Genomic DNA, 13650 nt, shown 5'->3' with positions numbered 1-13650 from the left:
TGGTCCCGAACAGCGTGCGGAAACCCGGTAGCGCCGTCAACCCATAGACCCGAGCGGCGTCTGGGGATTAGGCTCGATATCACTGCCGTCGATCAACACGGTCGGCGATCCTCGAAAACCCACGACGACCCCGTGCTCCTCATCCTCGACGCCGATGTCCTCGACCGCGACATCGGCGCGCACCCGCCCGATGCCTTCAGAGAGCGCCTCCATCGGCGTCATCGGTGATGGCGTTGACGAACGTCACCTTGCCTTCATACTCCATAACCACCTGGTCAGCGACAGCGGATATCTGGATGCATGGGTCGCACGTGAGCGAGTGGAAGAGCACGTAGATCGGCTTGCCCGTCTTCAGGGCGGTATCGTATACCGCAACAGGGTCGTCGCGCACCAGAGTGCAGCTGCAGGGTCTTGCGGACAGGTACACCTGTGTCTTCTGTGTTCAATCTAACACCCCTTCGTGTCTCAACCTGTCACATGTCCGCCATTGTGCTCGCTTCTTCTTGAGAGGCGTCGCGAAAACGAGCTCCCCAGTCTTTGCCGATAATGAGTTCCATCAGAGGAGCCATGATGAACGCCGACACGAACAGAAGCCCTTCGCAAAGCAGCGTGAACTTCCAACCGAAGAGCCGCAGTTCGAGCTGGATCATGGGCAGCTTGATCGCCCAAGTCGAGACGATGGCTACGACGACGCCGATCCGAGCTCCCTTAGCGAGCAGCGCGGCCGTGATGCCCGGTAAGATGTAGTCGGTGCTTGTCATCGCTATTCCTTTGTCCTTCCCGATCGCCTTCTGGGGACACAGGTTCTCGCAGATCCCGGTACTCACTTCTTCTCGCCGTCCTGCACCGCCAGTGCGCACATGCCTCCGGCGCAACCTCCCACCGCACATTCGACCTCGAGCGTGGGGTGACCGATCCCGAAGCGCTCCTTGAGCATCTCCTTGACCGTACGCACAACTGTCGTGACATCCGATAGCCGTCCGTCGTCGACCTCGAGGTGCGCGGAGAGGGCGACCTCGGTCGAGGAGATCGACCACACGTGGAGCGCATGCACGCCCTTCACCCCGACCTCGGCCTCCATCGCCTCGGAGATCTCCCAGAAGTCGAGACCCTCGGGTGAGCCCTCCGCTAGGATATGGACGCTCGATTTCACGATGCCCCATGCCTCATTGACCATCCAGATCGACAGTGCGATCGAAACGAGCGCATCAGCCGCATTGAAATGAAACGCCCATATAAGAAAGCCGCCGATAACGACGCCGAGCGAAGTGACCGCGTCGGCGACGAGATGGAGAAACGCGCTTCGGGCATTGAGGCTGTCGTGACCCTTGAGCAGCCAGGCGGCCGCAGTGTTTGCAAGCATCCCGACGCCTGCCACCAACATGACCGTCGCGCCGCCAACCGAAACGGGGTGAAGCAGGCGCAAGATCCCTTCAAACGCAACGAACACGGCAATCGCGATCAACGCGGCCGCGTTGAAGAATGCGACCAGGACCTCAACACGTCGAAAACCGAAAGTGTGAGCGGGTGATGGGGCCTGCTTGCCGACCCGGTTGGCGCCGTAACTCAGCAGCAGCGAGACGACATCGCTCAGGTTGTGGGCCGCGTCCGACAGCAGGCCGAGGCTGTTGGCGAGTAGGCCGCCGATGATCTGGACGACGAAGATCCCGAGGTTGATGGCGACACCGATGAGCAGCTTCGCGCCCAGGGTGTCCGGCGCTGCGTGCACGTGAGCATGCCCCGCGTGGTCGTGACCGGCGTGATCGTGTCCGGCGTGATCGTGGTCGTCAGGCATTGTCGGCAGATACCTCACCGAGGGAGTCCACTAGGATGCGCAGCCCGTCGAGCGAGTTCGAGAACACTGTCGAGGCCAGCGCGAACCGCGCTGCGACGAGCGCGTCGACTATCTCGATGGGCTCGATACCCTGTCGGAGCGCCTGCTCGATCTGGACCTTCAGGCACGACGGCGTGCCACTGCCGGCGACCGCGGCAATCGCGATGAGCTGACGGTACTTGTCCGGGATCGAACTGCCTTCGCTGGCGAAGCGCTTGCTCCGCGCCTGCTCCACGACCATGGACGGCTTGATCTTAGACAGCAACGCCATGGTCTCAGGCGTCCCGCCCATCTCCTGCGCCATCTTCGCCAAGACCTGCTCAGCGGTCGGTACCTCGGTGTGGTCATGCATGGTTGTACTCCTTCTGTCTGGCCGGATCATTCCGGCGTGTAGCTGAGGGGGGATCGAAGCGCCGCGTCTAGTGCAGCACCGCGTTGAACAGATAGCCGATCGCCATGATGCCGATCGCGTTGATGCCGAAGTAGACAGCGATGAGCTTGGGCTTGAGCACCTTGCGTAGGATAATCGCCTCGGGAAGCGACAGGCCGACGACGGCCATCATGAAGGCGAGCACGGTGCCCATCGCCATACCCTTCTCCACCAGCACACTCACGAGCGGGATGACACCGGCAGCGTTGCTGTAGAGAGGCACGCCGACGAGTATCGCGATCGGCACCGCGAACGGATTGCTCGGCCCCGCGTACTTCGCGAGAAAGTCGGCGGGGATGTAGCCGTGCATGACCGCACCGAGTGCGATACCGACAACGACGTAGGGCCAGACCTTCCCGACAATTTCTCCAACGTAGTCTCTGGCGTACTTGAATTTCTCCGGCCAGGTCTGCTCGGCGAGCTCGCCTGCGTCACCCATCCGGATCTTGTAGACGTACTCCTCCACCCAGCTCTCAAGTCCAAGCTTGCCGATGATGATGCCGCTCGTAATTGCGATGAGCAGACCGGAAACTATGTAGAGCACCGTGATCTTCCAGCCGAACAGGCCCCAAAGCAAGATGATCGCGATCTCGTTGATCATCGGACTCGCCACCAGAAACGAGAACGTCACGCCCAGCGGCACGCCGCTCTCAACGAAACCGATGAACAGTGGGACCGCCGAACACGAGCAGAACGGCGTCACGATGCCGAGCAGCGCCGCCGCGATGTTACCTCCGTAGAGCCTGGAGTGCGACAGGAGCTTGCGAGTCTTCTCCGGCGGGAAGAACGACCGGATGATCGCGACGAAGAAGATGACAACGGCAAGGAGGATAAGCACCTTGGGCACGTCGAACAGGAAGAAGTCGAGCGACAGGCCGAGTTTGCCGGTCTTATCCAACCCGAACACGGTATAGGTCAGCCAATCGGCCAGTAGCTGAAGTGGGTAGAACGGATCCATCGCAATGCTCCAATCATTTGTTGAGCGCTATGCCGTTGGGCGAGACAGAAGAGTCACGACCTCGTCGTAGGATGGGACGCGACCCGCGAGAACGAGCTTCTCGTCAATCACCAGCGCCGGAGTCGACATGACGCCGAAGCTCATAATCTCTTGAATATCGGTAACTTTCAACACCTGCGCTGTCATCCCGGTCTTTGCAATAACTTCTTGCACCACGGCCTCCAACTTCTTGCATTTCGAACATCCCGTTCCCAATACTTTGATTTCCATCTGATTCCTCCTATTTCGAATTTTATAGAACTAATATCGCAGCATGGTGCGACTGCCGATCAAGTTTTGAACTACAGTTTGTTTAAAAAGTCTGTGACGATTTTCAACGTGTCGCGATTCAATGAATAATACGACCACAATCCGTCTTTGCGCTCGAATATGAGACCGGCATCGCGCAAAGCTGAAATATGATGTGAAATAGTCGAAGCCGAAAGTCCGATCCGCTCGGATACTTTACAGGCGCATATCTCTTCAGGTGCGCAACAGGTCTTTTCACCTGCGTGCGCCGCATCGCTTAACATCTGAAGGATATCTCGACGATGTTTTGAGGCGAGCGCTTTAAAAATAGCATCGCATGTATCGATGTCGGACATCATTTCATCACCTACCCGCATTCCATTTCCTTTGCCTGCACTGACATTGAATATAAATTCAATCTATTAGTTCGAACATTTTCGAACTAATAGAAAGTTACCACCGAAATCATGATGAGTCAAGCAAACGACATGAGCAAATTGAACGAATGGTATTCTTGGATGCCCCCCCTCACCGACTAGATTCCCGCCGGTCCCTGTGTATCTTTTTCTCGCTGGAGGTTTGCCTGCCTACGGAAGTTGAGTGCTTCGACGGCAAGTGAGAACAAAATGGCGAAATACACATAGTTTCGATTGATTTCATCACCGAAGCCATCGGCGATGAGCAAAACTCCCACCAACACCAAGAATGCCAAAGCGAGCATTTTAAGCGACGGGTGGCGCTCGATGAATTCCGAAAGTACTTCGGCAAAAAACATCATGCCCACTATGGCGACGGTCATCGCTATTATTATCAAAATGTATTCCTTCGTGAGACCGACCGCAGTGAGCACGGAATCCATGGCGAACACCATATCGATAATCATGATTTGGAGGATAACTCCCACCAAGGCTCCGCTTCCGGCTGGCTTTTCATTCGCTTCGTCTTCATCCGTCTCTCTCAATTCAGTTGCCTTGTAAATCTCGGTGACGGACTTAAACGTCAAAAATAAGCCACCGGCTAGCAATATGAGTTGCTTTGCATTGAACGCATGCCCAAAAATCGCAAATACCTGCATGTCGAGGCGAAGCAACCACGATATGCCGAGCACCATAACGATACGACCGAGCAACGCCAAACCGAGACCGGCTTTCCTCGTAAACGATCGCTTATCGGCCGGAGCGCCTTGAGAGACTATCGCCAAGAAAATGATGTTGTCGACGCTCAGTACCAACTCGAGCACGATCAACGTGAAAAGTATCACAACGGACTGTATTGAAAACAACTCATTCATTCATAAATCCTTTCATTGAAATGATGTAATACGGCTTCGGCACAGCGAATGCCATCGACTCCCGCCGACATAATGCCGCCGGCATAACCGGCACCTTCTCCGCACGGGTATACGCCACGCAAATTCGACTGCAACGACTCGTCCCGCACCACACGAACCGGAGATGAGGATCTCGTTTCGACTCCGGTGAGAATGGCATCTCTTGTCGCGAAGCCCCGCAAACGACGATCGAAAATCGGGGCCGCCTCGCGCAATGAATCCACGACATAACCCGGGAGGCATTTCGAAAGATCGGTATAGCGCACCCCGAGAGGATACGTCGGTGCTACACCGCCGGGACCCGACGATGCCTCGCCCCGCATGAAATCTCCGAGAAGCTGCGCCGGGGCATGAAAGTTTCTCCCACCGAGTTCAAAAGCCGCTTGTTCCCATTTGCGTTGATAATAAATCCCGGCGAGCGGATGCTGACTTTCGAAATCACCGGGGACGACATTCACAAGAAATGCCGCGTTTGAATTCGCACCGCTTCGCGCGAACCGGCTCATACCGTTTGTGACGACACCGCCGGGCTCACTTGCAGCCGCCACGACCTCTCCGCCCGGGCACATACAAAATGTATAGACACTTCGACCCGATGGCAGATGACATGACAGCTTGTAATCTGCGGCACCGAGCGCCGGGTGTCCGACCGCCGTGCCGTATTGTGCGCGATTGATCATTTCTTGGTCATGCTCTATTCGCACACCGAGAGAAAACGCCTTTTGCGCCAAGTCGGCGCCGGTCCGATGAAGCATCTCGAAGGTGTCACGCGCACTATGGCCCGTGGCCAAAATGAGCACCTGAGCGGGCAGTTCTTCCCGATGACCATCCTCACCCTCCACGATGATGCCCTCGAGCTCACTTCGCTCATTAATAAGGATCTCGTCGAGTCGTGTCTTGAAGCGAATTTCTCCGCCGCGTCGCTCGATTTCTTTGCGAATGGCGATCACCGCACCCGTGAGGAGGTCCGTGCCGATATGCGGCTTTGCTTGCCACAAGATTTCTTCAGGTGCCCCGGCCTCGACGAATGTCTCCAAAACGATACGGCACCGGGGATTATGGGTGTTCGTCGTCAGTTTCCCGTCGGAGAACGTACCGGCTCCGCCCTCGCCGAACTGAATGTTGGAAGCAGCGTCCAGCGTTCCCTCACGGACGAATGCGCTCACTGCGCTCATACGCTCTTCGACAGTCGCCCCGCGCTCGAGAACAATCGGTCGTGCGCCGGCCCGTGCCAGTGACAAAGCGGCAAACAACCCCGCGGGACCGGTCCCCACTACTATGGGGCGCACACGCGGGGGAGTCTTCAGCTCCGGGAGAACGGAAGGCTGCATGGGCGTTGACAGCAGAACTTCAGCGTCACCGAGCCGCCTTACGAGAGACTCCTCGTTCGGTCTTTCGGCTTCCTCTCGAGAGTCGGCGCTTTGTTTGAGCACCACTCCAAGCGTGACGACGAAATGAATGTCTGTCTTGTGGCGTGCATCGATCGACCGTTTGAGTAATTTGATGCTCTCGATATGCTCCGGAACAATCCCCAACCGCTTTGCGGCGACTTGTTCCAGTTCAGCCTCGTTACCGGGAGCAAAAACTGCGAGAGGAAACTTGAGGTTTCGTATCTCAATCATGATGGTGCCCGGCTGCGAATCGTGCGGCGCCCATTCCGGCGACAAGGCCTGAGGCCCATGCCCAATGGAGATTATATCCGCCGCATCTTCCATCGATGTCGAGCACTTCGCCGGCTGCGAACAGTCCCTCGTCGCGCTCTGAGGTCATCGTGCGCGAATCAAACTCAGCAACCGATACGCCGCCCCGAGTGACTTGCGCCTGCTTCGCATCACCGAGTCCGAGCACGCGTAGCCTGAAGTCTTTCAACAAACCGGCGAGTTTTTCACTCGGCAAGTACTCCGAAAGCACATTCGACTCTATGCCGGCTGCACGCAATACGACCTCTGCGAGGCGCGAATGAAGCATACCCTCAAAATAAGACTCGGCCGTTCTTTCGGGAAAAGCGGCGCGCCGTGCGCAAAGCGCGTCCACGAGTTCGCCTGCCGATGTGTCGGGGAAAAAGTCTATCGAAAGTAACGCATGAGGCACAAGAAAACGAGAGAGATCGAAAACCATGATGCCGCTGACTCCGTAATCACGAAACAGAAGTTCACCAGTTTCGCACGCAACCGTCTCGCCGCCGTCGGCGGACAAGATCGAAGCGACACATTTTACACGAATCCCCGATAGCCCTCGGATGAGTTGCGTTTCCGTTTTTATCGGGCAAAGAATCGGCATGAATTTTTCTTCCGAATATCCCTTGTCGGCAAGGATGGAGGAACCGCCTCCCACAGTGATGACGAGCGCATCAGCGACGACTTTTTCGCCGCCGCGTGCAGTTACCGCAAAGCCTTTTTCGACCGGTGCTCCCGCCGACTTTCCTTCAACCGATACCGCTTCGAAATCGCTGCGCTCTTTCACGCCGAGCCGCTTACACTCGAGTCGTAAAACGTTGAGCACGGAGTTGGCACTATTTGTAATCGGATACACGCGCCCCTGCTCATCCGCATACGTGAGGAGGCCCAGGCTGTCGAAAAATGCACGGATATCATCGCAGGAATATCGTGCGAGAACCGGAGCGACGAAGTCGGAATGGTTGTAGGCATCAAGCGACAATCGGGTGTTCGTGAGATTGCAACGACCGTTTCCAGTCGCCAATATCTTTTTGCCGAGTCGGGTATTCGCTTCAAGAATCGTGACGTCTGCGCCCGAGCGTGCAGCAGAAATCGCCGCCGCAAGACCCGACGCTCCTCCGCCGACGACCAATACACTCGGATTCGACATCCATTCCCCTTTCCACTCGATTCGGCAGCAGTGGTTTACGTTTGCCCGAAAGGCATTTGTTTTGCGATGATTCTGAGCGGCTACCGCTTTTCGGCCGTCACCATCGAATGCTTCGGTAGACCGGCGTGAACGGTGGCCGAATCAAAGCCGATGTGCATGAGCAGCTCGATAATCGACTCGGGAGTGGCGCGAATATCTTGCGGTGGGCCGCCGGGCAAATCGTTTTGCGCCCAATCGACGATGAGAAGTTTACCGCCCGGGCGCACTATGCGTAATACTTCAGTATATGTGCCCAAAGGATCGGCCAACTCATGATGCAGGTTTATCATCACCGCAATATCCATCGTTTCGGTATCGAGAGGAATGATCACCTCAGCGCTTTGCACGGTGGTGATACGGGATTTGAGCGAGGATGGAGTATTCTCTGCAATGTATTCGAGCATAACTGCCTCAATGTCGACTGCATATACCTGCGCATTCGGCGCCATCTCGGCAAAACGCGCCGAGAAGAGCCCGGTTCCGGCACCGATGTCGACTATGTCTTGCGGGTCCGGACTTCCAAGTGCCTCCCACATGAGCTCCGGCACGAGAGTCTCAAAACGCGCCTTATCATCGAGTTTTTTGATTTTTTTCGTATCGAATTTCTGGAAATCCATGTAAACCTTTCCGAACAATCGCCGGCGCACCCGAGTTGTTTCCATGAGCTACTAGAATACCTCAATAACAAGAGTATTCTAGCTACGTGGCTAAATATTTTCGATGGGAGCAAAATGAAGAAACTACTCATCTTTTTTACATTGTCCGTGGCAATGCTCGCGCTTTTGACAGGTTGCGGGAACAAAAAGGCAGATATCGGAATCGGCGGAAAACAGTTCACCGGCGGGGGCGCCACGATACTTTTCGAGGGTGCGAATATCGTTGCCGGAAATATCGACATCAACACACTAACGGGAAGATATGTTCTCGGCGAGGCCGATTCCAAAGGGGTCCGGCCTCTATCCATCAAGAACGTTGACTTTCTCGATAGCGCTCCGGATGACAACAGCGAACCTATTATCGAGATGCTCGAGACCCAGGTTGCAAAATATGCGATCGTCGGGAAAAAGAGTTACCTGGAGGATAGCGCGGGAAATGTACTGCTGACAGAGGTGCCTGTATCTCAACAAACCGGCGTCACCGACGGGATCGACGGCCTCAAACAATAGCTAGTCAATTTCCAATTGGGCAACACGATTGAATACTCATATTGGTATAATGAACGCGAAATATTATCCAAACAAAGGGGCGAGGGACAATGGCAAAGATTATATCAGTATCGGATACGACGGTTAAAATCGGACAGGATGACGGTTCTTTGAGGGAAGTACGGCTTGAGGACTGTAATTTTGTTCCTGAGGTCGGAGATCGGGTCGAAATTTTTTCCAATGAAATCTCAGTTCAAGTCGTCAAAGCCGAGCCCAAGCCGGAGCCTGTGGCACAAAAAGAAACCAAACCGGCCGGCGAAGGCATCAACATCACCATTTCCAACGACAACAACACGACAGGCGTTTCGGGTCCGACCTATGTTCAGACCGGTAAAGTCGTCAATAAAGTCGCGTACGTCCTTCTCGCCATATTGTTGGGCAGCATAGGCGTTCATAAATTCTATGCCGGGAAAACTGGAATGGGAATACTCTACTTGGTATTTTGCTGGACGGGCCTACCTGCCATCGCAGGCCTGATCGAAGGCGTAATCGCGCTCATTAAACCGGCGGACGCGAATGGCAACATCATCGTATAGCGTCGCAAAAACCACGTATGCATCTACTGAGAAGGCCGGGAACTGAATAGTTTCCGGCCTTTTAGCAGAGCGAATTTTGAATGTCACCGGTGGTTCGGGCCGATTCGAGGCTCGAACTCGCTGATCTCGAACTTGGTGGTGACCACGCATTGCGGTCCAAGGCAACCCTTGACCGAACAATACTTCTGCGTCGATAAATCGATTGCCTGCGCGACAGCCTTCTCGCCCACACCGACACCGGTCACGAAATAGGTTATCTCGATAGCCTCGTAGTAATGCGGATAATCAGCCGTATACGTCTCGCCGGTGATTTCGACCTCGAAGCCCCGCACGTCTTCACGCTTTTTCTCGAGAATCGAGATGATGTCGATTCCTGAACAACCGGCGAGTCCCAACAAAACAAGCTCAAGCGGACGCCAACCGGTGTTCTCCCCTCCAGCACTCGGAGGTGTATCGAGAACTATTCCATGTCCGTTCTCATCGCTGCCCACGAACTGACGATTAGCCGTCCAACGCGCTGTTATCTTATCCATCTTCGACTCCCTACCTGCCAAGCTTGAGTATCAGCCGACTCTTGTGAATTAAAATCTGTACACCAAACGACGCATGCTGAACTCTTTGCCGGGCTCGACTTTAAACCTCAGACTTTCGGTGAACATCGGAATCGAAGGGTCATCGGCACGGACATCACCGTGAATCTCTTCGAGGTTGCGGTCCTGCGCGACCTCGATAAGCACCTCGACCAACTTCTTTCCGATGCCCTTGCGCTGATAGTTATCATGGACGAGCACGGCGAATTCGCCCTCGGTCGCATCGGCCGACTTGAGCGTGAGGCGTCCCACTCCGATCATCTGCTTCTCCCCACCGGCGTTCGGTTTGGAGAATACGGCGAGCGCGATTTCGCGATCATAATCGATATGGCAATACCGTACGAGCATCGCCTTAGTCACTTCATTGACCGAACCGAAGAAACGATACTCGGCGGTCGTCGGTGAAAGTGATTCGATCATCTTAGTCCATGAATACTCGTCTTCGGGCCTGATGGCACGGATTTCGAACTGCTCGTCGCCTTCCGTAAGGTTCCACTTATACGTGCTCGGATACATCGGCAAGATGAGATGCGCGCCGGGAACCGTATCGCCGTCGACATTTTCAGCATCGATGACGATGCGGGCATCGAGAGCACAGAGGCCGTCTGCGCGTACTTGGAGCGGGTTGATATCCATCTCGAGAATTTCAGGAAAATCGACGAGGAGATAGCTCACCTTGACGAGTACCTGCTCGAGCGCAGTCATATCGACCGGTTCCGAACCGCGATACCCCTCGAGGAGTTTTGAAACTTTGGTTCTTTTGACCATGGAATGAGCGAGAGCTTGGTTGAGCGGCGGAAACTCGACGGCGATGTCGCGATAGAGTTCGACGCCCGTTCCGCCCATACCGAACATCACGACAGGACCGAATGTCGGGTCTTGTTTCGCACCGACGATGACCTCATGACCGCCACGACTCATTTCTTGGACCGTCACACCGATAATCTCGGCATCGGGCGCAGCAATCTTGACACGATCGATGATCTTCGAGAACTGGATGCCGGCCTCGGAAGCGGAACGTACGTTGAGCGCGATACCGCCGACGTCGCTCTTGTGCGTGATATCGTTACTGAAAATCTTAAGGACAACAGGGAACCCGATTTCCTCGGCGGCTTTTTCCGCAGCCTCGGCACTGGTGCAAATGACGGTCTTTACCGCCGGGATTTGATAAGCAGCCAAAACATTTTTCGCCTCGAACTCGCTGAGAATCGAGCGTCCTTCGTCGGCAACCTGCTTGAATATACCCTTGACCGTATCGCGATCGGGCTCGAAATCGGGCAGAATGTCTGCCGGAGTTTCGTAGAGAGTCTCGAGACTGCGCGTGTACTCATACATGTTCATGTACGCTTTGACGGCATCCTCGGGAGTGGCGAAAACCGGAACATGTGCCTTATGGAAGATTTCGATGGCTTCTTTGACCATGATCTCGCCCATGAAAGAAGTGAGGAGAGGCTTGTCATTGGAACGCGCCACCTCGACGAGCAGGTGCGCGGTGGTCGTGGGGTCGCTTGTCGCCTGGGGCGTGAGAATCGCCAAAACACCGTCGCAATTGGGATCATCCATCAAGGCCTGCGTTCCGGCAGCGAAACGATCGGGCAAAGCGTCTCCGCCGACGTCGACGGGGTTGCCGCGCGCGTTGAAGTCGCTGAGTACCGCACGAAGACGCTCATCGGTCTCGGGTGCAATCTCGGCAAGCTCTCCTCCGAGTCCGATAAGTCTGTCGCTGGCCATGACTCCGGGACCGCCCGCGTTGGTGACGATGCCGAGGCGATTGCCCTTCGGACTGCTGACGCGACTGAGCGCCTCGCTCGAGTCGAACAGGTCGGAAATCTCATCGACGCGTACGACACCTGCGCGACGGAATACGGCGCTGTAAAGTGTATCGTCTCCAGCGAGCGCGCCCGTATGACTTGCGGCCGCCAAGGCGCTGCGCGCGGTACGTCCGCTTTTGACGACGATGATGGGCTTGCTCTTGGCAAAACGACGAGCAGCGCTCATGAAACTGCGCGCATCGGTAATCGATTCGATGTACATGATGATACTCGTGGTGTTGGGGTCGTCACCAAAGTAATCGATGAGGTCGCCAAAATCGACATCGGTCATTCCACCGGCGCTGACGAATGCACTGAAACCGACGTTGTTGGCCGTCGCCCAATCCAAAATCGCCGTACCGAGCGCACCGGACTGGCTGATGAAAGCGACGCGCCCGCTGCCGGGAACGATGTTGGCGAATGTGGTGTTGATGTTGAGAGGAGGTCTCGCATAGCCCAGACAGTTCGGCCCGAGGATGCGAATGCCGTACTCCTCGGCGATTGCCTTAACTTCTTGTTCAAGCTTCAGCCCCGCGGAACCGGCCTCTTTGAAGCCCGCCGTCACGATAACGGCTGCTCCGACTCCGGCTTCGCCGCACTGGCGAATGGTCGCGGGAACGGCCTTTGCGGGAACGGCGATTACCGCCAAGTCGACTTGGCTCGGAACGTCGTTGATTGACGGGTATGCTTTGATGCCTTGTACTGACGGCGCCGTGATATTCACGGGAAATACCACACCGTCATACTCAGCGGTGATGATATTTCTCAGTAGGATATGTCCCACCGAGCCTTTCTTGCTTGAGGCGCCGATTACGGCAATACTCTTCGGATTGAACAGCTTGTCTAAATCGTGTTTACTCATAGACCTACCCATTACTAGTAGAGTGGACTTTACCTATTCGTCAATGCCGACGTATCAGTTAATGTTACAAATAAATCGTTCCCCTTGTCAACGAGGAAAACGGACAACGAAACGTGCTTTTCGCCATCTTTTATGAGATGTCTCGGGCTTTGACAAGCTCGGAAGCAAAGGAAAAAACTTCGGATGGATCGTCTTGACGCTTCACCAATGCCGAGCCGACCACGATTCCATCGGCAATCCGTGCAACTGCCGCGACATGTTCAGGCGTCGAGATTCCGAAACCGACTGCGACCGGTAATACAGTTGCATCTCTCACACGTGATACGAGAGCCGTGAGTTCCTCCGGCAACTCCGATCGTTCACCGGTGACCCCCAGACTCGAAACGCAATACACGAAACCGCTCGAATACAAGGCCACCTTCTCGAGTCGCGCGGGAGTCGATGTCGGAGCAGCCAAGAAAACGGTGTCGAGATCGTGCGCCGCACGTAACCAAGGCCCCGCCATCTCGGGAGGCATATCGGGAACGATGACGCCCCCCACTCCGGCCGCACGCAAGGCATCGGCAACCTTCGGCAATCCCATGCGCATCAAAGGATTCAGATAGGTCATAAGCGCAACGGGAGGCGCATCGGGGCCGGCTTCTTTGAGAAAATCGGCTGCCAAGGCAATCGTCTCGGCCAGGCCGAAGCCTCCCTCGTTGGCTTGACGCGCCTTATCGGCGGCATTCCGAATCACGGGTCCGTCAGCCAAGGGATCGGCAAACGGCACCCCGAGCTCGATGAGATCGCTTCCCGCATCGGCGAGAGCGTGCAACGAGGCGAGCGAGGTCTCACGCGTCGGATAACCGGCCATCAGATACGTGACAAGGGCCGGGTGACCTTTTGAAAAAGCCCTCCCCAGACGTTGTGCGCCATCGCGGTTCGATTCGTCCTGCATTCGA

General features: G+C 55.6%; 17 protein-coding genes. 2 read left to right on the top strand and 15 right to left on the bottom strand.

Translation table 11 applies throughout. The annotated features are described in order from the left end of the window. Positions 1-36: 36 nt before the first annotated feature. From JJE36_01365 to JJE36_01310, 12 genes are all read right to left on the bottom strand, one after another. Positions 37-222 (bottom strand): hypothetical protein, encoded by a 186-nt coding sequence (locus JJE36_01365; GenBank protein ID MBK5210966.1) that lies wholly within the window; start codon positions 220-222, stop codon positions 37-39. Then, the gene (locus tag JJE36_01360) at positions 197-391 is read right to left on the bottom strand and encodes a thioredoxin family protein (protein ID MBK5210965.1); all 195 of its coding nucleotides are present in this window, start codon (positions 389-391) and stop codon (positions 197-199) included. The genes JJE36_01365 and JJE36_01360 overlap by 26 nt, the downstream gene beginning before the upstream one ends. A gap of 82 nt (positions 392-473) precedes the next feature. Then, complete coding sequence (locus JJE36_01355) at positions 474-761, bottom strand: hypothetical protein (protein MBK5210964.1); 288 nt, start codon at positions 759-761, stop codon at positions 474-476. A gap of 62 nt (positions 762-823) precedes the next feature. After that, positions 824-1795, bottom strand: a complete 972-nt coding sequence (locus JJE36_01350; protein ID MBK5210963.1) for a cation transporter — start codon at positions 1793-1795, stop codon at positions 824-826. Beyond that, on the bottom strand, positions 1788-2186 hold the full coding sequence (locus JJE36_01345) for a carboxymuconolactone decarboxylase family protein (protein ID MBK5210962.1): 399 nt from the start codon (positions 2184-2186) through the stop codon (positions 1788-1790). The genes JJE36_01350 and JJE36_01345 overlap by 8 nt, the downstream gene beginning before the upstream one ends. Before the next feature lie 67 nt (positions 2187-2253). Beyond that, positions 2254-3222, bottom strand: a complete 969-nt coding sequence (locus JJE36_01340) for a permease (protein MBK5210961.1) — start codon at positions 3220-3222, stop codon at positions 2254-2256. A gap of 27 nt (positions 3223-3249) precedes the next feature. After that, positions 3250-3492 carry a TM0996/MTH895 family glutaredoxin-like protein gene (locus JJE36_01335; protein ID MBK5210960.1) on the bottom strand — a complete coding sequence of 81 codons (243 nt, stop codon included), beginning with the start codon at positions 3490-3492 and terminating at the stop codon, positions 3250-3252. Between the two features lie 71 nt (positions 3493-3563). Further along, entirely contained in the window at positions 3564-3869 is a 306-nt protein-coding gene (locus JJE36_01330) for a winged helix-turn-helix transcriptional regulator (GenBank protein MBK5210959.1), read from the bottom strand. A 176-nt stretch (positions 3870-4045) separates the two neighbouring features. Continuing rightward, positions 4046-4801 carry a TerC family protein gene (locus tag JJE36_01325; protein ID MBK5210958.1) on the bottom strand — a complete coding sequence of 252 codons (756 nt, stop codon included), beginning with the start codon at positions 4799-4801 and terminating at the stop codon, positions 4046-4048. Beyond that, positions 4798-6462, bottom strand: a complete 1665-nt coding sequence (locus JJE36_01320) for an FAD-dependent oxidoreductase (protein ID MBK5210957.1) — start codon at positions 6460-6462, stop codon at positions 4798-4800. Before JJE36_01320 ends, JJE36_01325 begins: the two co-directional genes overlap by 4 nt. Then, positions 6455-7666 (bottom strand): aminoacetone oxidase family FAD-binding enzyme, encoded by a 1212-nt coding sequence (locus tag JJE36_01315; GenBank protein MBK5210956.1) that lies wholly within the window; start codon positions 7664-7666, stop codon positions 6455-6457. Before JJE36_01315 ends, JJE36_01320 begins: the two co-directional genes overlap by 8 nt. An 80-nt stretch (positions 7667-7746) precedes the next feature. Further along, positions 7747-8322 carry a methyltransferase domain-containing protein gene (locus JJE36_01310; GenBank protein ID MBK5210955.1) on the bottom strand — a complete coding sequence of 192 codons (576 nt, stop codon included), beginning with the start codon at positions 8320-8322 and terminating at the stop codon, positions 7747-7749. A gap of 114 nt (positions 8323-8436) precedes the next feature. Here JJE36_01310 and JJE36_01305 point away from each other — a divergent pair, with 114 nt between their 5' ends. Then, positions 8437-8871, top strand: coding sequence for a hypothetical protein (locus JJE36_01305; protein MBK5210954.1), 435 nt, complete (start codon positions 8437-8439; stop codon positions 8869-8871). Positions 8872-8960: 89 nt separating this feature from the next. Then, positions 8961-9446 carry a TM2 domain-containing protein gene (locus tag JJE36_01300; protein ID MBK5210953.1) on the top strand — a complete coding sequence of 162 codons (486 nt, stop codon included), beginning with the start codon at positions 8961-8963 and terminating at the stop codon, positions 9444-9446. Positions 9447-9529: 83 nt separating this feature from the next. Here the strand turns inward: JJE36_01300 and JJE36_01295 are convergent, their stop codons facing one another. The 3 genes from JJE36_01295 to JJE36_01285 all read right to left on the bottom strand — a co-directional run bounded on the left by JJE36_01295 (position 9530) and on the right by JJE36_01285 (position 13646). Beyond that, entirely contained in the window at positions 9530-9979 is a 450-nt protein-coding gene (locus JJE36_01295) for an OsmC family protein (GenBank protein ID MBK5210952.1), read from the bottom strand. Between the two features lie 48 nt (positions 9980-10027). Further along, the gene (locus JJE36_01290; protein ID MBK5210951.1) at positions 10028-12709 is read right to left on the bottom strand and encodes a GNAT family N-acetyltransferase; all 2682 of its coding nucleotides are present in this window, start codon (positions 12707-12709) and stop codon (positions 10028-10030) included. Positions 12710-12839: 130 nt separating this feature from the next. Further along, a complete protein-coding gene (locus JJE36_01285; GenBank protein ID MBK5210950.1) occupies positions 12840-13646 on the bottom strand; it encodes a tryptophan synthase subunit alpha in 807 nt (268 codons plus the stop codon). Between the last annotated feature and the right edge of the window lie 4 nt (positions 13647-13650).

This window comes from Coriobacteriia bacterium, from assembly GCA_016649875.1.
Lineage (GTDB): Bacteria > Actinomycetota > Coriobacteriia > WRKU01 > JAENWW01 > JAENWW01.
Note: the sequence above shows the minus strand (reverse complement) of the source record. Positions and strands in the feature narration are given on the sequence as shown.

Bases quoted from the DNA above. Each gene is read 5' to 3' on its own strand.
- JJE36_01300 (MBK5210953.1), top strand. From the start codon at position 8,961: ATGGCAAAGATTATATCAGTATCGGATACGACGGTTAAAATCGGACAG.
- JJE36_01330 (MBK5210959.1), bottom strand. From the start codon at position 3,869: ATGATGTCCGACATCGATACATGCGATGCTATTTTTAAAGCGCTCGCC.
- JJE36_01315 (MBK5210956.1), bottom strand. From the start codon at position 7,666: ATGTCGAATCCGAGTGTATTGGTCGTCGGCGGAGGAGCGTCGGGTCTT.
- JJE36_01350 (MBK5210963.1), bottom strand. From the start codon at position 1,795: ATGCCTGACGACCACGATCACGCCGGACACGATCACGCCGGTCACGAC.
- JJE36_01365 (MBK5210966.1), bottom strand. From the start codon at position 222: ATGACGCCGATGGAGGCGCTCTCTGAAGGCATCGGGCGGGTGCGCGCC.
- JJE36_01335 (MBK5210960.1), bottom strand. From the start codon at position 3,492: ATGGAAATCAAAGTATTGGGAACGGGATGTTCGAAATGCAAGAAGTTG.
- JJE36_01345 (MBK5210962.1), bottom strand. From the start codon at position 2,186: ATGCATGACCACACCGAGGTACCGACCGCTGAGCAGGTCTTGGCGAAG.
- JJE36_01355 (MBK5210964.1), bottom strand. From the start codon at position 761: ATGACAAGCACCGACTACATCTTACCGGGCATCACGGCCGCGCTGCTC.
- JJE36_01325 (MBK5210958.1), bottom strand. From the start codon at position 4,801: ATGAATGAGTTGTTTTCAATACAGTCCGTTGTGATACTTTTCACGTTG.
- JJE36_01340 (MBK5210961.1), bottom strand. From the start codon at position 3,222: ATGGATCCGTTCTACCCACTTCAGCTACTGGCCGATTGGCTGACCTAT.
- JJE36_01320 (MBK5210957.1), bottom strand. From the start codon at position 6,462: ATGATTGAGATACGAAACCTCAAGTTTCCTCTCGCAGTTTTTGCTCCC.
- JJE36_01295 (MBK5210952.1), bottom strand. From the start codon at position 9,979: ATGGATAAGATAACAGCGCGTTGGACGGCTAATCGTCAGTTCGTGGGC.
- JJE36_01285 (MBK5210950.1), bottom strand. From the start codon at position 13,646: ATGCAGGACGAATCGAACCGCGATGGCGCACAACGTCTGGGGAGGGCT.
- JJE36_01310 (MBK5210955.1), bottom strand. From the start codon at position 8,322: ATGGATTTCCAGAAATTCGATACGAAAAAAATCAAAAAACTCGATGAT.
- JJE36_01290 (MBK5210951.1), bottom strand. From the start codon at position 12,709: ATGAGTAAACACGATTTAGACAAGCTGTTCAATCCGAAGAGTATTGCC.
- JJE36_01305 (MBK5210954.1), top strand. From the start codon at position 8,437: ATGAAGAAACTACTCATCTTTTTTACATTGTCCGTGGCAATGCTCGCG.